Source organism: Allobosea sp. 2RAB26 (assembly GCF_052115465.1).
In the GTDB taxonomy this organism is placed as follows: Bacteria; Pseudomonadota; Alphaproteobacteria; order Rhizobiales; family Beijerinckiaceae; genus Allobosea.
This window is the reverse complement of sequence record NZ_JBFRGS010000006.1, coordinates 201,428-223,610: the sequence shown is the minus strand read 5'-3', so window position 1 is coordinate 223,610 and position 22,183 is coordinate 201,428. Positions and strand designations below refer to the sequence as shown.

Below are 22,183 nucleotides of genomic sequence, written 5' to 3'. Positions count from 1 at the left end.
CGAGCAGACACAAGCCGGAACGATGAGCACGCTGGGACTCGATACGGTTGCCGAGGGTAGGGGGCGTCCGGATGTCTTCCGGAAACCCCGCGGCCTCGGTTTGGCCGGCCTGCTGCTGCCGCTTCTTCTGGCTGCTCTCTGGGAGTTCCTGGTCGGTGCCGGCTTGGCCAATGGTCGTCTGATGCCGCCGCCGAGCGTGGTCGGCAAGACGCTCTGGCAACTCGCCGTCTCGGGCGAACTCCTGACCCATGCGTCGGCCACGCTCTGGCGTGTTGCCGCCGGCTTCGGGCTGGGAGCGGCTGTCGGCACGCTGCTCGGCGCACTGACGGGGGCCCTGCCTCTGGCGCGCAGCGTGCTCGATCCGACCTTGCAGGCTCTGCGAGCGATTCCCTCGATTGCCTGGGTGCCGCTCTTCATCCTCTGGTTCGGCATCTTCGAAGCGTCGAAAATCGCGCTGATTGCCGTTGGCGTGTTCTTCCCCGTCTATCTCGGCGTGGCGGCGGCGATCCTCTCGATCGATCGCAAGATCATCGAGGTTGGGCGCGTCTTCCGGCTCGGCCGCTTCGCCATGGTGCGGCGGGTGCTGCTGCCGGCGATCCTGCCCGCCTGGTTCACCGCGCTGCGCTCGGGCCTCGGCCTTGGTTTTATGTTCGTGGTTGCGGCCGAGATCATGGGAGCGAGCGAGGGCCTTGGTTATCTGCTCGTGGACGGCCAGCAGCTTGGCCGTCCCGACACCATCATCGCGGCCATCATCGCCTTCGCCGTGCTCGGCAAACTGGCGGATGGCCTGCTTCTCGCCATCACGCGGCCCTTCCTCGCCTGGCAGGATCTGGGTCGCGACAAGCTCTGAAAGGCATCCTCGATGCTGAGCTTCGACAGCCTCTCCAAAACCTATGCCGACGGCACACAGGCACTGTCTGCTGTCACCACCACCGTGGCCGCCGGCGAGATCCTCGCGCTTGTCGGCGGCTCCGGTTGCGGCAAGACCACCTTGCTGCGGCTCGTCGCCGGGCTGGACCAACCAAGCGCCGGCCGCGTCACGCTCTACGGCGAGGCGATCCTGGCGCCACGCGCCGATGTTGGCGTGATCTTTCAGGAGCCCCGCCTCTTCCCCTGGCTCAATGTCTCCGAGAATGTCTCCTTCGGCCTGTCGCATCTGACGCCCTTCGCACGCGAGGGACTGGTCGCGAATGCGCTCGTGCGTGTCGGGCTCGCCGGCTACGAGAAGCGCTGGCCGCGCGAACTGTCCGGCGGGCAGCAGCAGCGCGTCGCCATCGCGCGCGCCCTGGTGACACGGCCAAAGCTGCTTCTGATGGACGAGCCTTTCTCGGCGCTCGACGCCACGACGCGGGCAAGCCTGCACGGCCATCTGCTGGCGCTCTGGGAGGAGAGCCGGCCGACCGTCGTCATGGTCACCCATGATGTCGAGGAGGCGGTGACATTGGCAGATCGCATCATCGTCATGCAGCCCAACCCTGGCCGCATCTTCGATGAATTCGACAATCCTCTCGCCCGTCCGCGCGACAGACTCTCTCCAGCCTTCGAGGCGAGCAAACGCGAGGTCCTGCGCACTCTCGATCGTTCCCTCGCGAACGGAGAGCCGCATCAGCACAAGGCGGCCGAGACCGCAGGCATGTGGTGGTGAGGCGCGAGACGCCCATGCCGGGTTGGGGCTGGCCCCGCGTCGGCGACAGGCTTATCACGGCGGCACATCGCCGCTCGTCTGAAGAAGGTTGAGACCCATGGACGTCACCGCGCTTCGCGCCCTCCAGGCTCCGCTCAAGGACAAATACCGCGAGGCGCCCGACGCCGCGGTGATCACGCTGAAGGCCCGTGGCGAACTCGACGACCAGCATATCGCCTGCAAGGTCGAGACCGGCCGCGCGATCGCCCTGGCCGGGCTGCACCCGGCGACCGGCGGAACCGGTGCCGAGCTCTGCTCCGGCGACATGCTGCTTGAGGCGCTGGTCGCCTGCGCCGGCGTGACGCTGAAGGCGGTCGCGACCGCCCTTGAAATCGAACTGAAGAAGGGAACGGTCAGGGCCGAGGGCGATCTCGATTTCCGCGGCACGCTCGGCGTCGTCAAGGATGCGCCCGTCGGCTTCAAGGCGATCCGCCTGTCCTTCGATGTCGAGAGCGACGCCCCACAGGACAAGCTCGACACTCTGCTCAAGCTGACCGAGCGCTACTGCGTCGTCTTCCAGACGCTGAACGTCAAGCCGGAGCTTTCGGCCGTGCTCAACCGCGGCTGATCACTCGGCGGCCTTCAGCTCCAGCCCCTTGGCGAAGGGTAGCGACGGCTCGCTCTTCGCAGGCTCATCGAATTCGAGCGCGCCGATCTTGTCGCCGCGGCTGGTGATCTTGCCGGCCGAGGTGCGGATGCCGGCGACATCCTCCTGCGCCTGGCGAAAATGCTGGTCGAGCTTCTCGGCCCGCTCGCCGAGCCGGCGGACATCGGTCAGGAGCCTGCCAACCTCGGTCTGGATGACGCGAGCCTCCTCGCGCATGCGGGCATCGCGAATGAGCGACTGCATCAGCTGGATCGCCAGGGCGAGCAGGGACGGCGACACGACCATGACGCGGGCGCGATGGGCCTTCTGGATCACGTCGTCGAAATGCTCGTGCAGGTCGGCATAGATCGATTCCGACGGCACGAAGAGCAGGGCCATGTCCTGTGTCTCGCCGGGCACGAAATAGCGCTCGGCGATATCCTTGACGTGCTGGCCGACATCGCCGCGCACGCGCACGCCCGCTGCCTTCTTTGCCTCCTCGCCACGCGCTTCGCGCAGCATGGTGAAGCTCTCCAGCGGGAATTTGGCGTCGATGACGAGGCCGCGCCCGTCTCCTGGCAGGGTGACGAGGCAGTCCGGCCGGTTCCGGTTCGAGAGCGTCGGCTGGAACGAGAAGAAGGCGGCGGGCAGCCCGTCGCGGATGATCGCCTCCATCCGGCCCTGGCCATAGGCGCCACGTGCCTGCTTGTTGGAGAGCACGTCCTTGAGGGTCACCACTTCGCTGGTCAGGTCGGTCAGGTTCTTCTGGGCAGCGTCGATGACCGCAAGCCGTTCCTGCAGCTTGCCGAGGCTCTCCGTGGTCTGCTTGACGTTCTGCTCGAGCCCGGAGCCGACCTGCTGGCGCAGACCATCCATCCGCTCGGCGACGAGGCGGGCAAGGTCGGCCTGCCGCGTCGAGAGAATCTCGGCCATCGTCTGCATCCGGCCCGTCATCTCGGCTTGCATGCGGTTCATCTCGGCGACCTTGTCGTCCATCTCGCGGGCGCGTTCGGCAGCGATGACGGCCTCGATCGCTCGCCCGCGCGAACTGCGCCAGAGCGACAACGCGACGAGCACAAGCAGAAACAGGCTGCTACCGGCGAAGGCAAGCGCGGCCTCGCTCCAGCTGACCGGCCGCTCGAGCAGCGTGAAGGCAATTCCGTTCATGACGGCAGATTAGCCGATTCGCGTGCGCATGCCGAACGAAAGCGGAACGGTTTGACCACCCGCCAACAAGTGCTTATGTCCGCGGCGTCAGCAAGAAAAACCGGTTCGAGCGCCCTATGGCTATTCGCCCTCTCGTCATCCTGCCCGATTCAGTCCTGCGCCAGGTCTCGAAACCTGTCGAGGCCGTCACGCCCGAGATCAAGGCGCTCGCCGCCGACATGCTCGAGACCATGTATGACGCACCCGGCATCGGCCTGGCCGCGATCCAGATCGGCGTGCCGCTGCGCCTGCTGACGATCGACCTCGCCAAGCCGGAGGAGGAGAAGGCGCCGATGACCTTCATCAATCCGGAAATCACCTGGTCTTCCAAGGAGCTGAACATCCATGAGGAAGGCTGCCTTTCGATCCCCGAATATTACGAGGAGGTCGAGCGTCCGGCGCGGGTGAAGGTTCGCTATCTCGATCTCGACGGCAAGGTGCAGGACATCGAGGCGGACGGCCTGCTCGCCACCTGCCTCCAGCACGAGATCGACCATCTCAATGGCGTGCTCTTCATCGATCACCTGTCGCGGCTGAAGCGCGAGCGTGTCACCAAGCGTTTCGCCAAGGCGGCGCGTCGCGACAGCGCGGCCTGAATGATCCGTATCGATCAGAAAGCGGCGCTGTTCGCATGAGTTTGCGCGTCATCTTCATGGGCACGCCGGATTTCGCCGTGCCGACCCTGACCGAGATCATCGGCCAGGGCCACGAGGTTGTGAGTTGCTACACCCGCGCCCCGGCGCAGGCCGGTCGTGGTCTCGATCTGAAGCCGTCCCCGGTGCATCGCGCCGCCGAGCGCTTCGGCATTCCGGTGTTCACGCCGAAGACGTTGAAGACCGACGAAGCTGCCGAGGTGATCGCCTCGCATCAGGCCGACGTCGCGGTCGTCGTCGCCTATGGCATGATCCTGCCGCAGGCGATCCTTGATCTGCCGGAACTGGGCTGCCTCAACCTGCACGCGTCGCTTCTCCCGCGCTGGCGCGGCGCTGCCCCGATCCAGCGGGCCATCATGGCGGGCGATGCCGAGAGTGGCATCTGCGTCATGAAGATGGAGGCGGGGCTGGATACCGGCCCGGTCGGCATGGTCGAGAAGCTTGCGATCGGCCCCGATATGACGGCCGGCGAACTGCATGATCGGCTGGCTTCGCTTGGCGCCGACCTGATGGTGCGCGCCCTGGCTGCGCTCGGACGTGGCGGGCTGCAGTTCACTCCACAACCCGTCGAGGGGGTGACCTACGCTGCCAAGATCGCCAATGCCGAGGCGAAGCTGGACTGGGCGCGTCCAGCGCAGCAGGTCCATGACCTCGTGCGCGGGCTCTCGCCCTTTCCAGGCGCCTTTGCCGAGGTCGATCTCGGAAAGGGGCCGGAGAGGCTCAAGATCCTGCGTACGGCGCTGGCTGGCGGCGCTGCCGAGCCGGGCACGCTGCTGGACGGTGAGGGCACGATCGCCTGCGCCGAGGGCGCAGTGAGGTTGCTTCAGGTTCAGCGCGCCGGCCGTGCGCCCATGAGCGGGAGCGAATTCCTGCGCGGCGCGCGGCTCGATCCCGGCCATCGGATCTAGGGCGCCCGCATGATGTCGCCCAAAGTTCGGTTCCCAGTTTTCGGCATCATATTCTGATGCCCCGCTACAAGCTCGTCATCGAGTATGATGGAACGCCGTTCTCCGGCTGGCAGCGTCAGCTCAACGGTCCGTCGGTTCAACAGAGCGTCGAGGAAGCGGTCGAGGCCTTTTGTGGTCATGCCGTCCGCCTGCACTGCGCCGGGCGCACCGATGCCGGCGTCCATGCGACGCATCAGGTCGCCCATGTCGTTCTGGACAAGGAGTGGCGCACCGATGTCGTGCGTGACGCGAGCAATGCCCGCCTGAAGCATCTGCCGGTCGCGGTTCTGAGCGCCGAGGCTGTGTCCGATGAATTCGATGCGCGCATCTCGGCTAGGCGCCGCTATTACATCTACCGCATGCTCGACCGACGCGCACCGCCGGCGCTCGATCGGGACCGACTCTGGCATGTCCCCTTCAGACTTGATCATGAAGCCATGGACCGCGCTGCCAAGGCGCTCGTCGGTCACCACGATTTCACGACATTTCGGGCCGCCGAATGTCAGGCGAACGGGCCTGTTCGGACGCTCGACCGGCTCGATGTGACGCGGGAGGGTTCGGAGATCGTGATTTACGCCCATGCCCGCTCCTTCCTGCATCATCAGGTCCGCTCGATGGTCGGCTGTCTGAAGATGGTGGGAGCGGGGCGCTGGCCTGAAAACAAGGTTGGCAAGGTGCTGGCCGCGCGCGACCGCTCGCAATGCGCGGCGCTTGCTCCATCCTGCGGGCTCTATCTCGCCGGCGTCGATTACTGAGCCGGGCTCAGATGCCCGCCAGGCCGAAGACGCGGATGATCGAATAGTCGGCCATCACGCTCGCCAGCAGGATTGCGAGCGCGACATGGCCTTGCGCGCCGAAGGCGGCACGCGCCACGCAATAGCGAAGGCGCAGCACGATGACCGCGAAGGCGATCGCCTGCATCGTCGCGATGGCGGGGTTCGACCAGCCGATTGCAAAGACAGTGGCGGGTACCGCCATCAGGCTGGCCGAGACGATGCCGGCCCAGTTCCAGGCGATGACGAAACTGGTCAGCCGCGGCGAATGGGCGAGGTTCGGGGCGAGGCCTATCAGCAGCGCCGGTACTGCGATGATCGCCAGGCACTGGGCGCCCAGCACGCGGGCAATGAGGGCGGGGGAATCGAACATGTTCCCGGCGTTGGACAGCCCGGCAATCTGCCGTTCGGCCGCCAGGATCGCGACCAGCGCTGGCACGGTGAGCACGAGCGCGGCAAAGGAGCGCCAGAACCCGTCGCGGCTGAGATCGAGTTCCTTCAGCGCCTCGGCGCCGTCGGTCATCAGGCGCCATGAACCGCGTAGCGAGCGCAGCACGTCATCGGCAGCAAGAGCCATGGCCGGGTACTCCGGATACGTGGCATTAGACTTTCGTCTAATGCAGTAAACGGCGTATCCGGTTTGGGGTCAAGCGCCTTGTTGCGTTGCAGCAAAGTAGCTTTCGAGCAGGCGGTGCGTGATCCGTTCCAGGCAGAGCAGGTCGGAGACCGCGACCCGTTCGTCGATCTGATGCATTGTCTGGCCGACCACGCCGAACTCGACGACCGGGCAATAGCTCTTGATGAAGCGGGCATCGGAGGTGCCGCCCGTCGTCGAGAGTGCCGGGCGCGTGCCGGTCTCGGCTTCGACCGCATCGGCGACCAGCGCGACGAACGGCCCCGGCTCGGTCAGGAAAGCGACCGCATTCGTCGGCTGAACTTCGAGCTCGTAGCGCACCTGGTTGCCGGCAGCGTCCCGCAGCCGCCGGTCGAGCTCGGCGGCGAGGCTCTCTGGCGTCCAGATATCGTTGAACCGGATGTTGAAGACAGCCTTTGCCTGGGCTGGAACGACATTCGTCGCGGGATTGCCGACATCCAGAGTGGTCACCTCGAGATTGCTCGGATCGAAATAGGCCGTTCCGGTATCGAGTGGCGTCGCATCGAGCGCTGCCAGCAGGCGCACCATGCCGCGGATCGGATTGTCTGCGAGGTGCGGATAGCCGACATGGCCCTGCTTGCCGTGAACGACCAGCCGGCCGGTCAGCGAGCCGCGGCGGCCGATCTTGATCATGTCGCTCATCGTCGCCGGGTTGGTCGGCTCGCCGAGCAGGCAATGGTCGAAGCGTTCGCCGCGTGCCTTCGCCCAATCCAGCAGCTTGACGGTGCCGTTGACGGCAACCGATTCCTCGTCCCCCGTGACGAGAAAGGCGATCGAGCCCGGCGCATCCGGATAATCGCGGCGGAAGCGCAGCGCAGCCGAGATCATCGAGGCGAGCCCGCCCTTCATGTCGCAGGCACCGCGTCCATGCAGGACACCGTCTTCGACCTGGCCGGAGAACGGGTCGCGCGACCATTGCGCGAGGTCGCCCGGGGGAACGACATCGGTATGGCCGGCTATGACCAGAACGGGCCCCTCGGTGCCGATCCGGGCATAGAGGTTTTCGACATCCGGCGTGTCGGGCTCGCTGAATACCGGCCGATCGACCGAGTACCCAGCCGCGCTCAGAACGGTGTCGAGCAGAGCAAGTGCTCCCCCCTCAACTGGTGTCACGGAGGGGCATCGCACGAGCGCCTGCGTCAGGGCGACGGGATCGAGCGGGTCGAAGGGAAGTGGAGGAGGGAGCGGCTTCATTCCGTCGGTTTAGCACCAGCTTCTGTCTCTGCAACGGACTCGGGCGCAATGCAGCCCGGCAGCAAACCGAGATCGATCAGCGCAACGAGCCAGAGCAGCAGGGAGAAGGTGCCGAGTGTTTTGGCCGCTGCTGCTTCGAGATGGCCGGGGCCAAGTCCGGACAGTACGATCGCGATGACCAGCGTCGGCCCGTAATACCATGGCCGTCCGCGGTCCCGGCCGCGCTTGGCGGCAAGCGCCGACCAGGGAAACAGGGCGAAAGCCCCGGCAAAGGCCGTGATCTGGAGGCCATGCTCCGCGCCAAGGCGAGCGCTGCCGATGTCGGCAAGGACGAGCGCGAGAGCAACCAGGGCCGTGCCCGACCAGAAGGCAGGGCGTCCGATGCGGCCCTCGAAGCCGGTCAGGAGGGTGAGAAGCGGCAAGGCGATGATTCCGTTTCGGAGACTGTCTCACGCCGGCCCTCAGCCCTGAAGCTCAGGGTGAAGAATGCGTTAACGCCATGGCCCCGCGGCAATCCCGGCGCGCAGAAAAGGCTTGAACGTGGGCTCGGCGCCCGCTAGCTGCGGCAGGGGCCTTGTCCCGCGTGTTTTGGCCCAGTGAGGTTCTTGTCATGACCATCCGTCTGCATCGCGGTGATCTGCCGGATGATTTCCTGCCGGGCTCCGTCGTTGCGATCGACACCGAGACGCTTGGTCTCAACCCGCATCGCGACCGGCTCTGCGTGGTCCAGCTCTCGCGCGGCGATGGCTCTGCCGATGTGGCCCAGATCCTTCGGGACGGTCCTGCGCCTGCGAACCTGATCCGACTGCTGTCGGACCCTTCCGTGCTGAAGCTGTTCCATTTCGCGCGGTTCGACGTTGCCGTTCTGAAGAACGCCTTCGGCGTCACCACCGGCCCGGTCTACTGCACCAAGATCGCCTCGAAGCTGGTGCGGACTTATACCGACCGGCACGGCCTGAAGGACCTGGTCAGGGAACTGCTCGGCATCGACTTGTCGAAGCAGCAGCAATCCTCGGATTGGGGCGCCGATACGCTGTCGGAGGCACAATTGGCCTATGCGGCTTCGGACGTGCTGCATCTCCACGCCCTGCGCGAGAAGCTCGAGGCCATGCTGGCGCGCGAGGGGCGCTCGCATCTCGCCGAAGCCTGTTTCAATTTCCTTCCGTTCCGCGCGGAGCTCGATCTTGCCGGCTGGGCCGAGAACGACATCTTCGCTCACGCTTGACAAATTCTAAGTCTTCTTGCGTCAGTCTCCACGCGAACGAAGCGCGTAGGGGCCCGCAGGTCGTTCGCCGGCTGACACGAAAAAGCCGTTAGCGACTGCCATTGCGCGGGGCATGACTGTGGCGATGACAACGGGCGACTGGACCGCCCCCGAATCGAAACGTGCGAGTCGACGTCGCGCTGCGTTCAAGGCAGCGCAGCGGCACACCATGCTCGTCCGCTTCCTCCGCCGCGCGATTCCCGTCGGTGCGGTCGTGGCCGTGCTCGGCCTGATCGTGACGCCGTTCCTGCATCCATTGTCTGGTGTCTCCGGCGTGTCGATCGGTTCCGTCGGCATTTCGGGCGGCAAGGTCAAGATGGAGTCGCCGCGCCTCTCGGGCTATCGCAAGGACAACCGGCCCTACGAGGTGACGGCGCTCGAAGCGCTGCAGGACATTCGCAATCCGACCGAAATCGAGCTGTCGACAATGACAGCCAGGATTCAGATGCAGCAGGAGGGCTGGGTCACGGTCAACGCCCGCACCGGCCTGTTCAACTCCCAGAAGGAGAAGCTGAAACTGGTCGATGACGTGAAGGTCCGTACCGAGTCCGGCTATGATATGCGGATGCGCAGCGCCGATATCGATTTCAAGGCGGGGACCGTCGTATCGCGGGAGCCGGTCAAGGTTCTGCTCGGTTCGACCACCGTCGAGGGCGATACCCTGGACGTGAAGGACAATGGCGCGCTGATCGTCTTCGACGGCCGTGTCCGAGTCGTGATAGAGAATGCACCGGCTCGCGCCTTGGCCGGACCTGAACGCGAAGGCAGCACGCCGGCTCCGGAACTGCTAGGACCGGTCAAGGCGCCTGCCGCGCCGAACCGGGAACCGGCAGCGGTCGACGGTAGTTCTCCGGGCAATGCCCCTGCAACTGGGACGAGACAGTGATATGCGGTCCGCATTCGAAGCTGCATCAGTGAATCCTGCGATGTCGAAGGGCTGGCAGCCGGTATGGCTGCTTGCGGCAGCGCTGAGTCTTTCATGCGTTGCCGAGGCGGTCGCCCAGACCCCGCAGCCACGCTCCGATGCCTCCAAGGTTGCGCAGGCGACACCGCCTGCGGCTGGAAAGGCCAAGCCGGCCCGCGGCGGCGGGGGTGCGAATTCGCCTCTTGGCGGTCTTGGTGGCGACAGCAAGGAGCCGATCAAGATCGATGCTGACAAGCTCGATGTGCTCGACAAGGAAAATCGCGCGGTCTTCACCGGCAATGTCGTGGCGGTGCAGGGCGAGACCACGGTGCGGTGCTCGGTCATGACCGTGTTCTACGAGGGGCGCGGCGCTGGGACCGTACCCGGAGCATCGCGTCCAGCAACGCCGGCGCCAGCCGCAGCGGGGGGCGCGCCGCAATCCAATGACAGCAGCATCAAGCGCATCGAATGCGATGGTCCGGTGACAGTGGTCTCGAAGACGCAGGCTGCGACCTCGGACAAGGCGGTGTTCGACCGCGCCAACAACAAGGTCATCATGACCGGGAATGTCGCCCTGAATGACGGGCCGAACATCACCCGTGGCGAGCGGCTGGTCTATGACACGGAGACCGGCGTCGCCAATATCGAGAACAACAAGGGGCGCGTGCAGGGCTTCTTCGTTCCGAATTCCGGCGAGGCCGGCAAGGACGCGGGCAAGAACACTCCGCCCAAGCCCGGTGCCGCGGCCCCCGCTCGCCCGGCGAGCCCGCCGACCAACTAGCCGCTCCGGTCCGGCGTATGCCGGGCCGACTGCCTTTCACATCAGCGAGCCCTGCTCTCAGTGACAGTCCATTCCATGCCGCAATCCGACAGTTCGACCCTGCCCGCTCAGGCTACGGCACCCCGGAGCGAGCAAAGCCCCGGCATGTTCGGGCGCTTGCGCGGACTGTTCGGCGCAAAGGCGCGGGACAGCGAGGCCGAGCCGGCAACATCATCTGCCGCATCGATCGGTGGACCGGGTATTCTCGCTGTCAGCGGCCTGCGCAAGAGCTATGGCGGCCGCACGGTGGTGAGCGAGGCGAGCCTCTACGTCCGGCAGGGCGAAGCGGTGGGCCTGCTCGGTCCAAACGGCGCCGGCAAGACCACGATCTTCTACATGGTCACTGGTCTGGTGCCCGCCGATCTCGGGGTCATTTCGCTGGAAGGCAACGATATCACCGGCTTGCCGATGTATCAGCGCGCGAGGCTTGGAATTGGCTACCTGCCGCAGGAGGCCTCGATCTTTCGTGGCCTCACTGTCGAGGACAACATCCGGGCCGTCCTTGAAGTCGTGGAGCCGAACCGCAAGAGCCGTGAGCGTCAGCTCGATACGCTTCTGGAAGAGTTCACGATCTCTCGCCTGCGCAAGGCTCCTTCCATCGCGTTGTCGGGCGGCGAGCGCCGCCGTTGCGAGATCGCCCGCGCCCTGGCCGGGCGGCCGTCCTTCATTCTTCTCGACGAGCCCTTCGCCGGCATCGATCCGATCGCCGTTGGCGACATTCAGGCGCTGGTGCGCCAGCTGACCGATCGTGGCATCGGCGTACTGATCACCGACCACAATGTCCGTGAGACGCTCGGCCTCGTCGATCGCGCCTATATCATCCATTCCGGCCGCGTGCTCACCGAGGGCTCTCCGGCCGAGATCATCGCCAATCCGGACGTCCGCCGTGTCTATCTCGGCGAGGATTTCAAGCTCTGATCCAGCCGGCCGTGATGCCGCTGCCATAATCTCGGCAGAATGCTGCACTGCATTAATTTCTCTGCACAAAGCGCGTGCAGAGGCTTTGACGCGCCCGCGTTGCGCGGCTAGGCTTTGTTCCGAAGGCAAGAAACATGCCGAAGCGGATGAGAGGTCAAGAGCGCAATGGCGATGATGCCGCGCATGGAGCTGCGCCAGGGACAGTCCCTGGTGATGACGCCGCAGCTGCTGCAGGCGATCAAGCTCCTGCAACTCTCGCATCTCGAACTTCAGAACTTTGTCGAGGGTGAGCTGGAGCGGAATCCGCTGCTGGAGCGCGACGACGCGTCTGAGGCTCTTGTACAGCTCAATGGCGGCGATAGCCCCCTGGCGGCTGATCCCGAGAGTTTTGCGCGTGCCGAGAGCCTGAACACCCAGGACGGCATGGAAGGCCGGCTCGGCACCGGGCTCGACAACGTCTTCCAGGGCGAACAGCCGACAATCGCCCGCCTCGACACGAAGGGGGCCGACAGCCTGCCGATCACCGGCGGCGCCTATGGCGGATCCGGTGGTTCGTTCGAGGACGGGTCGGAAGGCTTCGAGTCCAGCCTGACCTCGGAATTGTCCCTGCGCGATCACCTCAGCGCACAGCTCGATCTCGCGATGACCGATCCTGCGGAGCGACTGATCGGCAGCCACCTCATCGATGCGGTCGATGATTCCGGCTATCTCGGCGAGTCGGTGCCTGAGATCGCAGAGCGGCTCGGTGTGAGCGCGGACAAGGTCGAGCACGTGCTTGGCGTCATCCAGGGCTTCGACCCCTCCGGCGTCGGCGCGCGCGATGTTCGCGAATGCCTGTCGATCCAGCTGCGGGAGCGCGACCGCTTCGACCCGGCCATGCAGGCTCTGGTCGCCAACCTCCACCTTGTCGCCAAGCGTGATTTCTCGGCGCTCAAGCGCATCTGCGGCGTCGACGACGAGGATATCGCCGACATGGTCGCGGAAATCCGCAGGCTTGACCCTAAGCCCGGACGGGGTTTCGGCGGCTCGGCGGCCGAGACCGTCGTTCCGGATGTCTTCATCAGGCCGGCGCCGGACGGTTCCTGGCTGGTCGATCTCAATCCGGATACCCTGCCGCGCGTGCTGATCAACCAGACCTATCACGCCCGCGTCTCCCGGGCGGCGCGGAACGACCTGGACAAGGCCTTCATCGCCGAATGCCTGCAGACGGCAAACTGGTTGACGCGTAGCCTCGAGCAACGCGCCCGCACCATCCTCAAGGTCGCAAGCGAGATCGTGCGCCAGCAGGATGGCTTCTTCGCGCATGGCGTCGAACATCTGCGGCCGCTGAACCTGAAGACGGTCGCGGATGCCATTGGCATGCACGAATCGACGGTCTCGCGCGTCACCTCGAACAAATATCTGATCTGTTCGCGCGGTGTGTTCGAGATGAAATATTTCTTCTCGGCGGCGATCGCCGCGACCGGTTACGGCGAGGCGCATTCCGCGGAAGCCGTTCGCTTCCGCATCAAGCAGATGATCGACGACGAAGTCCCCGCTGAGGTGCTGTCCGACGATGCGATCGTCGCCCGGTTGAAGGAAGGCGGCATCGATATTGCTCGGCGCACCGTGGCGAAATACCGCGAGTCCCTGCGCATTCCGTCCTCTATGGAGCGTCGGCGCGAGAAGGTGGCGATGGCGCTGGGAGGGCGCTGAACCCGCTCGGCTTTTTCTCCGCCCGAGTGAGCCCGATCGGATGCCTTTCGCTGCCGTCGGCTGGCGGCGACTATTCCGCAGCGCTCATTGACAATGGCGACTCCCCGTCCTTACCTCAGTGAGATGATCGATCACTGATCATGGCGACAAGAAGGGGAAGCACTCCATGAGCTTGCGAATCTCCGGCAAGAATCTCGATGTCGGCGAGGCCCTGCGGGGCCAGGCCGAGGAGCGCGTGGCCGCCGCCCTCAGCAAGTATTACGAGGGCGGATATCAGGGCCATGTCACCGTCGACAAGGACGGTACCGCCTTCCGGACGGACGGGGTCTTGCATCTCTCCTCCGGCATCACACTCGAAGCTTCCGCTACGGCGCATGATCCGTATGCGAGTCTCGACAAGATGGCGGAGCGCATTGAGAAGCGGTTGCGTCGGTACAAGCGGCGGTTGAAGGATCGCTCATCCGCAATGAATGGTCGTGCCTCCGGGGTGGAAATCCCCAGCTATGTGATTGCGGCCCCTGACGATGAAATCGAGGAGGCTGAGGCCGTTTCTGGCGGTGACAACCCTGTTATCGTGGCGGAATCGACCAAATCCTTCCACGAATTGACCGTTAGTGATGCAGTCGCCGAGCTTGACCTCACTGGTGCGCCCGTCGTGATCTTCCGCCATGCTGGCAATGGGCGGATGAACGTCGTATACCGCCGCCGCGATGGCAACATCGGCTGGATTGACCCGCCGGCCTCGCTGTCTTGAGCCCCGGCAGGCGGTAGCCCCGGTTATCACTCCTGACCCGTGGCGCTGGGTGAGAACCCGGCACGGGACATGCATGGACTGGCGCATGACCCTCACTGATCTTCTGTCGCCCGCAGCCGTGGTCTCCCCGCTGCGGGCCAATGGCAAGAAGCAGGCGCTGCAGGAACTGTCCCAGCACGCCTCCGTGCTCACTGGGTTGCCTGAGCGCGAGCTTTTCGAGGCCCTGCTGCAACGAGAACGCCTTGGCTCGACCGGGATTGGCGACGGCATCGCGATCCCCCACGGGCGCATGCCGGGAATCGACCGGCTCGTCGGGCTGTTCGCCCGCGCCGAGAAGCCGATCGATTTCGAGGCGCTGGACGGCCAGCCCGTCGATATCATTTTCGTGCTGATCGCGCCGGAAGGGGCGGGGGCTGATCATCTGAAGGCGCTTGCCCGCGTCGCGCGCGTCCTGCGCAATCAGGCCGTGCTGGAGCAGGTGCGGCGCGCCCATGACCCGGCCGCCATCTATGCGATCCTGGCGGAGACCGCCGCGAAGGCTGCCTGACACTGGAACCGTTCAAGCCTGGGCTTGGACTGGAGGGCGCAAGCCGCTATGACGCCGGCATGACCGGCGCCGCATGCTGTAGCCGCGGCGCATCCTGTTTCGGAGCCAGTTCCTCATGGCCTACACGCATGTCGATCTCTTCCCTCTCGGCGAGGACAAGACCCCCTATCGCAAGCTCGGCGACGCGGGCGTCACAGTCGAGACGATTGGTGACCGCGAGGTCCTGAGCGTTTCGCGCGAAGCGATTCGCCAGCTCAGCGAGCAGGCCTTCGTCGACATTAACCATCTGTTGCGGCCGGGCCATCTCGCCCAGCTCGCCAAGATCCTCGACGATCCCGAGGCGACCTCGAATGACAAGTTCGTTGCCTACGATCTCTTGAAGAACGCCAATATCGCGGCTGGCGGCGTGCTGCCGATGTGCCAGGACACCGGCACCGCGATCATCATGGGCAAGCGGGGTCGCAAGGTCTGGACCGATGGCGATGATGAGTCGGCGCTGGGCGAGGGCGTGGCCGATGCCTACTACAAGCGCAATCTGCGCTATTCGCAGGTCGCGCCGCTCTCCATGTTCGAAGAGAAGAACACGGCGACCAACCTGCCGGCGCAGATCGATATCTATGCCGAGGGAGAGGACGCCTACAAATTCCTCTTCGTGGCCAAGGGCGGCGGCTCGGCCAACAAGACCTTCCTGTTCCAGGCGACGCCCTCGCTCCTCACCAAGGACCGCATGATCGCGTTCCTGAAGGAGAAGATCCTGACGCTGGGCACTGCCGCCTGCCCGCCCTATCACCTTGCCATCGTCATTGGCGGCACCTCGGCCGAGCAGAATCTCAAGACCGTCAAGCTCGCCTCGACCAAATATCTCGACGAACTTCCGACAAAGGGGTCTCCCTCGGGGCACGCATTCCGCGATCTCGAGATGGAGGAGGAGATTCACAGGCTGACGCAGTCGCTCGGCGTCGGTGCACAGTTCGGCGGCAAGTATTTCTGCCATGACGTGCGCGTCATCCGCCTGCCGCGTCACGGCGCCTCGCTGCCGATCGGCCTTGGCGTGTCCTGCTCGGCCGATCGCCAGGCCAAGGGCAAGATCACCCGGGACGGCATCTTCCTCGAGGCTCTCGAGACCAATCCGGCCAAGTACCTGCCTGAGGTCGAAGACGCGTCGCTCGGTGGCGATGTCGTCAAGGTCGATCTCAACCGGCCGATGAGCGAAGTCCTCGCGACGCTCAGCAAATACCCGGTCAAGACCCGGCTTTCGCTGACCGGCACCATCGTCGTCGCCCGCGATTCGGCCCATGCCAAGATTCGTGAGCGGCTCGAGAACGGGCAGGGCATGCCCGATTATTTCAAGAACCATCCGGTCTATTACGCCGGTCCGGCCAAGACGCCCGAGGGTTTGGCCTCCGGCTCCTTCGGTCCGACGACGGCGGGTCGCATGGATTCCTTCGTCGATCAGTTCCAGTCCTTCGGTGGCTCGATGGTCATGCTCGCCAAGGGCAACCGCTCCTCGGCGGTGCGCGAGGCCTGTGCCCGGCATGGCGGCTTCTATCTCGGCTCGATCGGCGGCCCGGCGGCGCGTCTCGCTCAGGATTGCATCCGCAAGGTCGAGATCCTGGAGTACCCGGAGCTCGGCATGGAGGCGGTCTGGCGCATCGAGGTCGAGGATTTCCCCGCTTTCATCGTCATCGACGACAAGGGCAACGACTTCTTCAAGGAGCTGAACCTCGGATGATGCGGCTTTCGACTGGCCTCGCCCTGATCCTTGTTCTCGCGGCGCCTCCCGTCCTGGCGCAGGGGAGGGCTGGCGCTCCGGCGGACTGCCAGCGGGATCTCTTCCAGAACGAGGCCGGCATGCGCCGTGAACTCACCCGCCTGCAATCTGCCGGCACAGCCGACCAGGCCACGCAATGCCGCGTCTGGCGCGAGCATGTCACCTATCTTCAGGGCGCGCGCTCCGTCTTCGCAACCTGCCAGGCTGGACGGCAGCGCGAGGAGAATGTCGCGCAGATGGACACCTCCATCTCCGAATACCGGGTGCTTCTCGCCAATCGCTGCAAGGCGCGCTGAGCAGGTGCCCACCCCTTACGGAAAGGCAAAGATCGCATGACCGAGCAGGCTGCCACCCCCCTGAATGTCGCCGTCGTGCCGGTGACGCCGTTCCAGCAGAATTGCTCGGTCATCTGGTGCACCCGCACCAAGGAAGCAGCGGTGGTTGATCCCGGTGGTGATGTCGACCGCATTCAGGACGCGCTGAAGGAACTCGGCGTCAAGCCGGTCGCGATCTGGCTGACCCATGGCCATATCGACCATGCCGGCGGTGCGGCCGATCTTGCCGATGCGCTCGCTGTGCCGGTCATTGGTCCGCATGAGGCCGACAAGTTCCTGCTCGACGACCTGCCGGCTTCGGGGCTGCGCTTCGAGATGCGCGGCATCCGTCCGGTCACGCCGACGCGCTGGCTTGCCGAGGGCGAAACGGTGTCGATCGGCGATCTCGCCTTTTCGGTGCAGCATGTGCCGGGCCATACGCCCGGCCATGTCACCTTCTTCCAGAAGGACGCGCATTTCCTGCTTGCGGGCGATACGGTGTTCGCAGGCTCGGTGGGCCGCACCGATTTTCCCTATGGCAGCCATGAGACGCTGATTGCCGGCATCAAGGCCAAGCTCCTGCCGCTGGGCGACGATGTCCAGTTCCTGCCGGGACACGGGCCGGCGAGTACGCTCGGTGAGGAGCGGCAGAACAACCCATTCCTGCAGGATTGACGGCACAGGCGCTCCGCGCCCGGTGCTCGTACAGGTTGTGGAGCGCGCCCCACAGCGATTGACGTAAGGGCGTAGCTCACTAGTTTGGCGGCACAGCACGGAGCGCCGCCATGAGCCTCGAATTCCTGATCACCTCCCTCATCATCGTAGCCTCGCCGGGCACGGGCATGATCTACACCGTGGCAGCGGGCCTCTCGCGGGGCGCGCGCGCAAGCGTCGTCGCGGCCTTCGGGTGCACGCTCGGCATCGTGCCGCACATGCTCGCGGCGATCATGGGACTGGCGGCGCTGCTGCACACGAGCGCGCTCGCCTTCCAGATCTTCAAATATCTCGGCGTGGCCTACCTGCTCTACATGGCCTGGAACACGCTCCAGGAACGCGGGGCCCTGCAGGTCGAGCAGAAGGTCGACACGCGCTCTGCACTGCGCGTGACGATCGATGCGGTTCTGGTCAACCTGCTCAATCCGAAGCTCTCGATCTTCTTCTTCGCATTCCTCCCACAGTTCGTCAGCGCGGATGCGATCAATCCCATGCCGGAAATGCTCGCGCTGAGCGGCGTGTTCATGCTGCTGACCTTTGTGGTCTTCGTAGTCTATGGGTTGTTCGCAGCGTCTGTCCGCAACCACGTCATCTCCCGGCCGCAGGTGATGACCTGGATGCGGCGCATCTTTGCCGGCGCCTTCGTTGCACTCGGTGCGAAGCTTGCCGTGGCGGATCGCTGAAACCTGCGTCCCGGGGCCCTCAGGCCCCGGAAACGCCAACGGCCATGTCCAGAACGGGTGCGCGTACATCCGGCGTCACACGTTCGGCTCATGGCCGTCTTCAACGGGGATGGAGGACAGTGGAACGCCCTCGACATCGCCGTGAACATCAAATGGGGAGGGGCTGTCCCGATTTCAAGGGCTTATGACGCGCTCGGCCGCCATTCATAGAGAATGTCCGGCTCTCCTTCGACATTTCGGCAGCCATCGTTCATGTCGACGGTCTTGAAGCCGTGCTTCTCGTAGAAGGCGCGGGCGCGTGCGTTGCGCTGGAAGCAGAAGAGATGCAGCCGCTGTGGGCTGCGCTCCCTGGCCTTGGCGAGGAGCTGTGAGCCGAAGCCTTGCCGATAGTGACCGGGCTTCAGATAGAGTTGATCGAGATCGTCGCCGTCGAGCGCCATGAAGCCCACAACCTCGTCGCCCAACCGGGCAACCCAGTTCTCGCCGCGCGCCAGGCGATCATGGATGATCCAGTCACGCACTGCCTCATCGCTATGGACCCGGCGCAGCCAGGGCAGTGCATCAGCCCGGGCGGCGATATAGAGATCGGCGATGGCGGCGGCGTCCGAGGCCGTCGCGCGCCCGATCGTAGCCTGGTCGCCCGATTTCATCGAGACAGCCGCGGCCATACAGGCGTCACGCCTCGAAGACGTCGGCGAGGAAGTCGCGCTTGCCGATGTCAAAGCCGTTCTCGCGCAGGATCGCGTAGGCGGTGGTGGCATGGAAATAGAAATTGGGCACGGCAAAGCGGGTCAGATAGGCCTCGGCCGTCATCGTGACCGTCTGCTGCGGACCGCGCGGGAAGGTAACGTCCTTGCCGATGCCGCTTTCGAGGGCGGTATCGTCGATGCTCTGCACGAAGGCGAGCGTCTTGGCGATCCGCTCCTTCAGTTCCGGGAAGGTCTTCTCCTCATCCGGGAATTTCGGGTTCTCGCCGGCGCTCACGCGCGCCGCAGCATTCTTGGCGAAGTCGCAGGTGAGCTGGATCTGTCGGGTGAAGGGCAGCATGTCCAGCGCCAGGCGGCTGTTGAGCAGGACCTCGGGCTGGATCTTGCGGGCTTCCGCCTGCGCCACAGCCTTGTCGAGAATGGCGTCGAGCGCCTTCAGGGTCTGGATAATGCCCGCGAAGGCGGCGGCATGAACGGAAATCGGCATGATGCAGGATCCCTCAAAAACGAAACGGGCCCGGAAGGGCCCGTTCCACTATCGATAATACTGCTGGCCCGTCGATGACAGGGGCAGGGCTGCATCAGTCCTTGGCGCGCTCGACATAGGAGCCGTCAGCCGTCATCACGACGATGCGGGTGCCGGGTCCGATGTGGGGCGGCACGGCGGTGCGCACGCCGTTGGTCAGGATCGCGGGCTTGTAGGAGGACGAGGCAGTCTGACCCTTGGTCACCGGCTCGGTCTCGGCAACCTCGACCGTGACGCGCTGCGGCAGCTCGATTGCGACAGCCTTGTCCTCGAAGACCGAGAGAGAGACCTTCATGCCTTCCTGCAGATAGGGCGCCGTGTCGCCGACCACGGAGTTGTCGACATGGATCTGGTCGAAGGTCTCGGGGTTCATGAAGACGTATTGTTCGCCGTCCTGGTAGAGATAGGTGAAATCCCGGTCTTCGACATAGGCGCGCTCGACCTGCTCGGTCGTCTTGTAGCGCTGCGTCATCTTCACGCCGTCGGAGATGCGGCGCATGTCGATCTGCGTCGTCGGGGTGCCCTTGCCGGGAAAGAAGCTCTCAGCCGAGATGACGGAGCAGAGATGCCCGTCGAGTTCGAGAACGTTGCCCTTGCGAACGGAGCTGGCGATGACCTTGACCACGTGAGTTTCCTTGCTGGTGCGCATCGAGCGCGCGCGCTATGCGGATTTCGTCGCCGCGGAACTACCGCATTCGCGGGCGAAACGGAAGCTTGCAGAGATTCTTAACCGAGGTTCGATGGTCGAGGGACATCCGCCCTGGTGGCGGCGGGACATTCATGCCGACCGCCGGCCCGCATTGCTGGCGCGCGGACGCATCAAGGCAGCGCTGAGGCGCTGGTTCGAGGCGCGCGACTTCATCGAGGTCGAGGCGGCGATCCTGCAGGTCTCGCCGGGCAACGAGACACATCTGCACGGCTTCGCGACCGCGCTGATCGACGATGCCGAGGGCGTGCATCCCTATTACCTGCACACGTCCCCGGAATTCGCGGCCAAGAAGCTGCTGGCGGCCGGCGAAAGCCGTATCTTCGATTTCGCCCGGGTGTTCCGCAATCGCGAGCGCACGGCGCTGCACCATCCCGAATTCACCATGCTGGAATGGTACCGCGCCGGCGAGGATTACGACGCGCTGATGGCCGATGCCGCGGCTCTGCTGGCCGAGGCGGCCCGCACCGCTGGCGCAAGTCAGCTGCACTGGCGGGGGCTGGTCGCCGATCCTTTCGCCGAACCCGAGCGCCTGACCCTGCATGATGCCTTTGTCCGATATGCCGGCATCGACCTGCTCGCGACCATCGCGGAGAACGGGGCGACCGATCGAGAGGCTCTCGCCGCAGCTGCGCTGGCTGCCAATATCCGGCTTGCTGGGGACGACAGCTGGTCTGACATTTTCAGCCGGGTTCTCTCGGAGAAGATCGAGCCGCATCTTGGTCGCGGTTGCGCCACCATCCTTTGCGAATACCCGATCTCGGAGGCGGCCTTGGCGCGGCCGAAGCCGGGCGATCCGCGTGTCGCCGAGCGTTTCGAGCTCTATGCCTGTGGTGTCGAGCTTGCGAATGCCTTTGGCGAACTGACGGACCCGGCCGAACAGCGTCGGCGGTTCGAGGCGGACATGGACGAGAAGCAGCGCATCTATGGCGAACGCTACCCGCTCGATGAGGATTTCCTCACAGCGCTGGATGCGATGCCTCCGGCCTCCGGCATCGCGCTCGGCTTCGATCGGCTGGTGATGCTGTGCACCGGTGCGCGCCGGATCGAGGACGTGCTCTGGACGCCGGTAGCCGAACCGGGCAGGACACGCCGATGACCGCCCATACCCCTCTTCGCAGCATCGACGCGCTTGTGGCGCAGGGGCTTGTCGTGCCGGCGCGGCGTGAGGCGCTGGATGCGGTTGCCGAACGTTACGCCGTCTCCGTCACTCCCGCGATCGCGGCATTGATCGACCCGTCCGATGCGGCCGATCCGATCGCGCGTCAGTTCATCCCCGATGCGGCGGAACTGCTGACCTTGCCGCAGGAAATGGCGGACCCGATCGGGGACGACGTGCATTCGCCGGTCGAGGGGGTGGTTCATCGGTATCCCGACCGCGCGCTGCTGAAGCTCGTCCATGCTTGCCCGGTCTATTGCCGCTTCTGCTTCCGGCGCGAGATGGTCGGCCCCGGTGGCGCCTCGCTTGCCGGAGAGAAGCTCGACGCGGCGCTGGCCTATCTCGCCTCGCGGCCGGAGATCTGGGAAGTCATCATGACGGGGGGCGATCCGTTCATCCTGTCGGCGCGCCGCGTGCGCGAGGTCGCCAAGCGGCTGGCGGCGATCCCGCATATCAAGGTGACGCGCTGGCATACGCGCGTGCCGGTGGTCGATCCCGAGCGGATCACGGCCGATTACGCCCGCGCCCTGCGCGTGCCCGGCAAGGCGAGCTACATCGCCATTCATGCCAACCATCCGCGCGAATTCACGCCGGCGGCGCTTGCCGCGATCGCGCGCCTCGCCGATGCCGGCCATGTCCTGCTCAGCCAGAGCGTGCTGCTCAGGGGCGTCAATGCCGATATCGAGACCTTGGCTGCGCTCATGCGCGCCTTCGTCGAGAACCGGGTGAAGCCCTATTACCTGCACCATCCGGATCTCGCACCGGGCACCTCCCATTTCCGGCTGTCTCTGGCGGAGGGACAGGCGCTCGTCAAAAGCCTGCGAGGCCATCTTTCGGGCCTGTGCCAGCCAACCTATATCCTCGACATTCCCGGAGGAGCCGGCAAGATTCCGGTCGGTCCATCCTTCCTTTCGGGCTGCGAGATGCCGGGCGCCGAGGCGCAGGCTGAAGACCGTTTCGGTACGCAGCATTCCTACCCGCCAGCTTGAGTACCAGCGCGGCG

At 65.1% G+C, this 22,183-nt stretch carries 26 protein-coding genes; 19 read left to right on the top strand and 7 right to left on the bottom strand.

Annotated elements, in window-relative coordinates; translation table 11 throughout:
- The first annotated feature begins 22 nt into the window (after nucleotides 1-22).
- The 3 genes from AB4118_RS13565 (at nucleotide 23) to AB4118_RS13555 (ending at nucleotide 2,252) form a co-directional block, all read left to right on the top strand.
- Nucleotides 23-850, top strand: a complete 828-nt coding sequence (locus AB4118_RS13565) for an ABC transporter permease (protein WP_441490220.1) — start codon at nucleotides 23-25, stop codon at nucleotides 848-850.
- Between the two features lie 12 nt (nucleotides 851-862).
- Entirely contained in the window at nucleotides 863-1,645 is a 783-nt protein-coding gene (locus AB4118_RS13560; RefSeq protein ID WP_441490219.1) for an ABC transporter ATP-binding protein, read from the top strand.
- A 97-nt stretch (nucleotides 1,646-1,742) separates the two neighbouring features.
- Complete coding sequence (locus tag AB4118_RS13555; RefSeq protein ID WP_069877739.1) at nucleotides 1,743-2,252, top strand: OsmC family protein; 510 nt, start codon at nucleotides 1,743-1,745, stop codon at nucleotides 2,250-2,252.
- Here AB4118_RS13555 and AB4118_RS13550 read toward each other — a convergent pair whose 3' ends face one another.
- Entirely contained in the window at nucleotides 2,253-3,437 is a 1,185-nt protein-coding gene (locus AB4118_RS13550; protein WP_441490218.1) for a DNA recombination protein RmuC, read from the bottom strand.
- 116 nt (nucleotides 3,438-3,553) lie between these two features.
- Here AB4118_RS13550 and AB4118_RS13545 point away from each other — a divergent pair, with 116 nt between their 5' ends.
- The 3 genes from AB4118_RS13545 to truA are packed head-to-tail and all read left to right on the top strand — an operon-like array spanning nucleotide 3,554 to nucleotide 5,831.
- A complete protein-coding gene (locus AB4118_RS13545) occupies nucleotides 3,554-4,072 on the top strand; it encodes a peptide deformylase (protein ID WP_441490217.1) in 519 nt (172 codons plus the stop codon).
- A 35-nt stretch (nucleotides 4,073-4,107) separates the two neighbouring features.
- Nucleotides 4,108-5,037: a methionyl-tRNA formyltransferase gene (fmt, locus tag AB4118_RS13540; protein ID WP_441490216.1), complete on the top strand. Its 930-nt coding sequence runs from the start codon at nucleotides 4,108-4,110 to the stop codon at nucleotides 5,035-5,037.
- A gap of 56 nt (nucleotides 5,038-5,093) precedes the next feature.
- Entirely contained in the window at nucleotides 5,094-5,831 is a 738-nt protein-coding gene (truA, locus tag AB4118_RS13535) for a tRNA pseudouridine(38-40) synthase TruA (RefSeq protein WP_441490215.1), read from the top strand.
- Nucleotides 5,832-5,838: 7 nt separating this feature from the next.
- Here truA and AB4118_RS13530 read toward each other — a convergent pair whose 3' ends face one another.
- From AB4118_RS13530 to AB4118_RS13520, 3 genes are all read right to left on the bottom strand, one after another.
- Complete coding sequence (locus tag AB4118_RS13530; RefSeq protein ID WP_441490214.1) at nucleotides 5,839-6,426, bottom strand: hypothetical protein; 588 nt, start codon at nucleotides 6,424-6,426, stop codon at nucleotides 5,839-5,841.
- Nucleotides 6,427-6,495: 69 nt separating this feature from the next.
- Entirely contained in the window at nucleotides 6,496-7,698 is a 1,203-nt protein-coding gene (dapE, locus tag AB4118_RS13525) for a succinyl-diaminopimelate desuccinylase (RefSeq protein WP_441490213.1), read from the bottom strand.
- Nucleotides 7,695-8,120: a DUF805 domain-containing protein gene (locus AB4118_RS13520; protein WP_441490212.1), complete on the bottom strand. Its 426-nt coding sequence runs from the start codon at nucleotides 8,118-8,120 to the stop codon at nucleotides 7,695-7,697. The genes dapE and AB4118_RS13520 overlap by 4 nt, the downstream gene beginning before the upstream one ends.
- Before the next feature lie 188 nt (nucleotides 8,121-8,308).
- Between AB4118_RS13520 and AB4118_RS13515 the strand changes: the two genes are divergently transcribed.
- The 11 genes from AB4118_RS13515 to AB4118_RS13465 all read left to right on the top strand — a co-directional run bounded on the left by AB4118_RS13515 (nucleotide 8,309) and on the right by AB4118_RS13465 (nucleotide 18,082).
- The gene (locus tag AB4118_RS13515) at nucleotides 8,309-8,923 is read left to right on the top strand and encodes a ribonuclease D (protein WP_441490211.1); all 615 of its coding nucleotides are present in this window, start codon (nucleotides 8,309-8,311) and stop codon (nucleotides 8,921-8,923) included.
- Between the two features lie 208 nt (nucleotides 8,924-9,131).
- The gene (gene lptC, locus AB4118_RS13510; protein WP_441490210.1) at nucleotides 9,132-9,848 is read left to right on the top strand and encodes an LPS export ABC transporter periplasmic protein LptC; all 717 of its coding nucleotides are present in this window, start codon (nucleotides 9,132-9,134) and stop codon (nucleotides 9,846-9,848) included.
- 40 nt (nucleotides 9,849-9,888) lie between these two features.
- A complete protein-coding gene (locus AB4118_RS13505) occupies nucleotides 9,889-10,647 on the top strand; it encodes an LptA/OstA family protein (protein WP_441490209.1) in 759 nt (252 codons plus the stop codon).
- Nucleotides 10,648-10,791: 144 nt separating this feature from the next.
- The gene (lptB, locus tag AB4118_RS13500) at nucleotides 10,792-11,604 is read left to right on the top strand and encodes an LPS export ABC transporter ATP-binding protein (RefSeq protein ID WP_441490208.1); all 813 of its coding nucleotides are present in this window, start codon (nucleotides 10,792-10,794) and stop codon (nucleotides 11,602-11,604) included.
- Nucleotides 11,605-11,769: 165 nt separating this feature from the next.
- Entirely contained in the window at nucleotides 11,770-13,299 is a 1,530-nt protein-coding gene (gene rpoN / locus AB4118_RS13495) for an RNA polymerase factor sigma-54 (protein ID WP_441490207.1), read from the top strand.
- Nucleotides 13,300-13,465: 166 nt separating this feature from the next.
- Nucleotides 13,466-14,053 (top strand): ribosome hibernation-promoting factor, HPF/YfiA family, encoded by a 588-nt coding sequence (gene hpf, locus AB4118_RS13490; protein WP_113514942.1) that lies wholly within the window; start codon nucleotides 13,466-13,468, stop codon nucleotides 14,051-14,053.
- Between the two features lie 85 nt (nucleotides 14,054-14,138).
- Complete coding sequence (gene ptsN, locus AB4118_RS13485) at nucleotides 14,139-14,600, top strand: PTS IIA-like nitrogen regulatory protein PtsN (RefSeq protein ID WP_069882210.1); 462 nt, start codon at nucleotides 14,139-14,141, stop codon at nucleotides 14,598-14,600.
- Nucleotides 14,601-14,715: 115 nt separating this feature from the next.
- Entirely contained in the window at nucleotides 14,716-16,332 is a 1,617-nt protein-coding gene (locus AB4118_RS13480; RefSeq protein WP_441490206.1) for a fumarate hydratase, read from the top strand.
- Complete coding sequence (locus AB4118_RS13475) at nucleotides 16,329-16,667, top strand: hypothetical protein (protein WP_441490205.1); 339 nt, start codon at nucleotides 16,329-16,331, stop codon at nucleotides 16,665-16,667. The genes AB4118_RS13480 and AB4118_RS13475 overlap by 4 nt, the downstream gene beginning before the upstream one ends.
- A gap of 36 nt (nucleotides 16,668-16,703) precedes the next feature.
- On the top strand, nucleotides 16,704-17,360 hold the full coding sequence (locus tag AB4118_RS13470; RefSeq protein WP_441490204.1) for an MBL fold metallo-hydrolase: 657 nt from the start codon (nucleotides 16,704-16,706) through the stop codon (nucleotides 17,358-17,360).
- 110 nt (nucleotides 17,361-17,470) lie between these two features.
- On the top strand, nucleotides 17,471-18,082 hold the full coding sequence (locus tag AB4118_RS13465; RefSeq protein ID WP_441490203.1) for a LysE family translocator: 612 nt from the start codon (nucleotides 17,471-17,473) through the stop codon (nucleotides 18,080-18,082).
- A gap of 182 nt (nucleotides 18,083-18,264) precedes the next feature.
- Here the strand turns inward: AB4118_RS13465 and AB4118_RS13460 are convergent, their stop codons facing one another.
- The 3 genes from AB4118_RS13460 to efp all read right to left on the bottom strand — a co-directional run bounded on the left by AB4118_RS13460 (nucleotide 18,265) and on the right by efp (nucleotide 19,964).
- Nucleotides 18,265-18,750, bottom strand: a complete 486-nt coding sequence (locus AB4118_RS13460) for a GNAT family N-acetyltransferase (RefSeq protein WP_441490202.1) — start codon at nucleotides 18,748-18,750, stop codon at nucleotides 18,265-18,267.
- A gap of 7 nt (nucleotides 18,751-18,757) precedes the next feature.
- Nucleotides 18,758-19,276: a DUF1993 domain-containing protein gene (locus AB4118_RS13455; protein ID WP_441490201.1), complete on the bottom strand. Its 519-nt coding sequence runs from the start codon at nucleotides 19,274-19,276 to the stop codon at nucleotides 18,758-18,760.
- Nucleotides 19,277-19,370: 94 nt separating this feature from the next.
- Nucleotides 19,371-19,964 (bottom strand): elongation factor P, encoded by a 594-nt coding sequence (gene efp, locus AB4118_RS13450; RefSeq protein WP_441490200.1) that lies wholly within the window; start codon nucleotides 19,962-19,964, stop codon nucleotides 19,371-19,373.
- A 91-nt stretch (nucleotides 19,965-20,055) separates the two neighbouring features.
- Here efp and epmA point away from each other — a divergent pair, with 91 nt between their 5' ends.
- Together epmA and AB4118_RS13440 are read left to right on the top strand one after the other, a co-directional pair.
- A complete protein-coding gene (epmA, locus tag AB4118_RS13445) occupies nucleotides 20,056-21,120 on the top strand; it encodes an EF-P lysine aminoacylase EpmA (protein WP_441490199.1) in 1,065 nt (354 codons plus the stop codon).
- Nucleotides 21,117-22,169 carry a lysine-2,3-aminomutase-like protein gene (locus AB4118_RS13440; protein WP_441490198.1) on the top strand — a complete coding sequence of 351 codons (1,053 nt, stop codon included), beginning with the start codon at nucleotides 21,117-21,119 and terminating at the stop codon, nucleotides 22,167-22,169. The genes epmA and AB4118_RS13440 overlap by 4 nt, the downstream gene beginning before the upstream one ends.
- Nucleotides 22,170-22,183 lie beyond the last annotated feature (14 nt).

What these genes read in the sequence shown, in the direction of transcription:
- fmt (WP_441490216.1), top strand. Translation starts at nt 4,108, where the DNA reads ATGAGTTTGCGCGTCATCTTCATGGGCACGCCGGATTTCGCCGTGCCG.
- AB4118_RS13555 (WP_069877739.1), top strand. Translation starts at nt 1,743, where the DNA reads ATGGACGTCACCGCGCTTCGCGCCCTCCAGGCTCCGCTCAAGGACAAA.
- lptC (WP_441490210.1), top strand. Translation starts at nt 9,132, where the DNA reads ATGCTCGTCCGCTTCCTCCGCCGCGCGATTCCCGTCGGTGCGGTCGTG.
- AB4118_RS13460 (WP_441490202.1), bottom strand. Translation starts at nt 18,750, where the DNA reads ATGGCCGCGGCTGTCTCGATGAAATCGGGCGACCAGGCTACGATCGGG.
- truA (WP_441490215.1), top strand. Translation starts at nt 5,094, where the DNA reads ATGCCCCGCTACAAGCTCGTCATCGAGTATGATGGAACGCCGTTCTCC.
- AB4118_RS13470 (WP_441490204.1), top strand. Translation starts at nt 16,704, where the DNA reads ATGACCGAGCAGGCTGCCACCCCCCTGAATGTCGCCGTCGTGCCGGTG.
- AB4118_RS13515 (WP_441490211.1), top strand. Translation starts at nt 8,309, where the DNA reads ATGACCATCCGTCTGCATCGCGGTGATCTGCCGGATGATTTCCTGCCG.
- AB4118_RS13550 (WP_441490218.1), bottom strand. Translation starts at nt 3,437, where the DNA reads ATGAACGGAATTGCCTTCACGCTGCTCGAGCGGCCGGTCAGCTGGAGC.
- AB4118_RS13505 (WP_441490209.1), top strand. Translation starts at nt 9,889, where the DNA reads ATGTCGAAGGGCTGGCAGCCGGTATGGCTGCTTGCGGCAGCGCTGAGT.
- epmA (WP_441490199.1), top strand. Translation starts at nt 20,056, where the DNA reads ATGGTCGAGGGACATCCGCCCTGGTGGCGGCGGGACATTCATGCCGAC.
- AB4118_RS13545 (WP_441490217.1), top strand. Translation starts at nt 3,554, where the DNA reads ATGGCTATTCGCCCTCTCGTCATCCTGCCCGATTCAGTCCTGCGCCAG.
- ptsN (WP_069882210.1), top strand. Translation starts at nt 14,139, where the DNA reads ATGACCCTCACTGATCTTCTGTCGCCCGCAGCCGTGGTCTCCCCGCTG.
- AB4118_RS13455 (WP_441490201.1), bottom strand. Translation starts at nt 19,276, where the DNA reads ATGCCGATTTCCGTTCATGCCGCCGCCTTCGCGGGCATTATCCAGACC.
- AB4118_RS13465 (WP_441490203.1), top strand. Translation starts at nt 17,471, where the DNA reads ATGAGCCTCGAATTCCTGATCACCTCCCTCATCATCGTAGCCTCGCCG.
- AB4118_RS13475 (WP_441490205.1), top strand. Translation starts at nt 16,329, where the DNA reads ATGATGCGGCTTTCGACTGGCCTCGCCCTGATCCTTGTTCTCGCGGCG.
- lptB (WP_441490208.1), top strand. Translation starts at nt 10,792, where the DNA reads ATGTTCGGGCGCTTGCGCGGACTGTTCGGCGCAAAGGCGCGGGACAGC.
- AB4118_RS13480 (WP_441490206.1), top strand. Translation starts at nt 14,716, where the DNA reads ATGGCCTACACGCATGTCGATCTCTTCCCTCTCGGCGAGGACAAGACC.
- AB4118_RS13565 (WP_441490220.1), top strand. Translation starts at nt 23, where the DNA reads ATGAGCACGCTGGGACTCGATACGGTTGCCGAGGGTAGGGGGCGTCCG.
- hpf (WP_113514942.1), top strand. Translation starts at nt 13,466, where the DNA reads ATGAGCTTGCGAATCTCCGGCAAGAATCTCGATGTCGGCGAGGCCCTG.
- efp (WP_441490200.1), bottom strand. Translation starts at nt 19,964, where the DNA reads ATGCGCACCAGCAAGGAAACTCACGTGGTCAAGGTCATCGCCAGCTCC.
- AB4118_RS13560 (WP_441490219.1), top strand. Translation starts at nt 863, where the DNA reads ATGCTGAGCTTCGACAGCCTCTCCAAAACCTATGCCGACGGCACACAG.
- AB4118_RS13530 (WP_441490214.1), bottom strand. Translation starts at nt 6,426, where the DNA reads ATGGCTCTTGCTGCCGATGACGTGCTGCGCTCGCTACGCGGTTCATGG.
- dapE (WP_441490213.1), bottom strand. Translation starts at nt 7,698, where the DNA reads ATGAAGCCGCTCCCTCCTCCACTTCCCTTCGACCCGCTCGATCCCGTC.
- AB4118_RS13440 (WP_441490198.1), top strand. Translation starts at nt 21,117, where the DNA reads ATGACCGCCCATACCCCTCTTCGCAGCATCGACGCGCTTGTGGCGCAG.
- rpoN (WP_441490207.1), top strand. Translation starts at nt 11,770, where the DNA reads ATGGCGATGATGCCGCGCATGGAGCTGCGCCAGGGACAGTCCCTGGTG.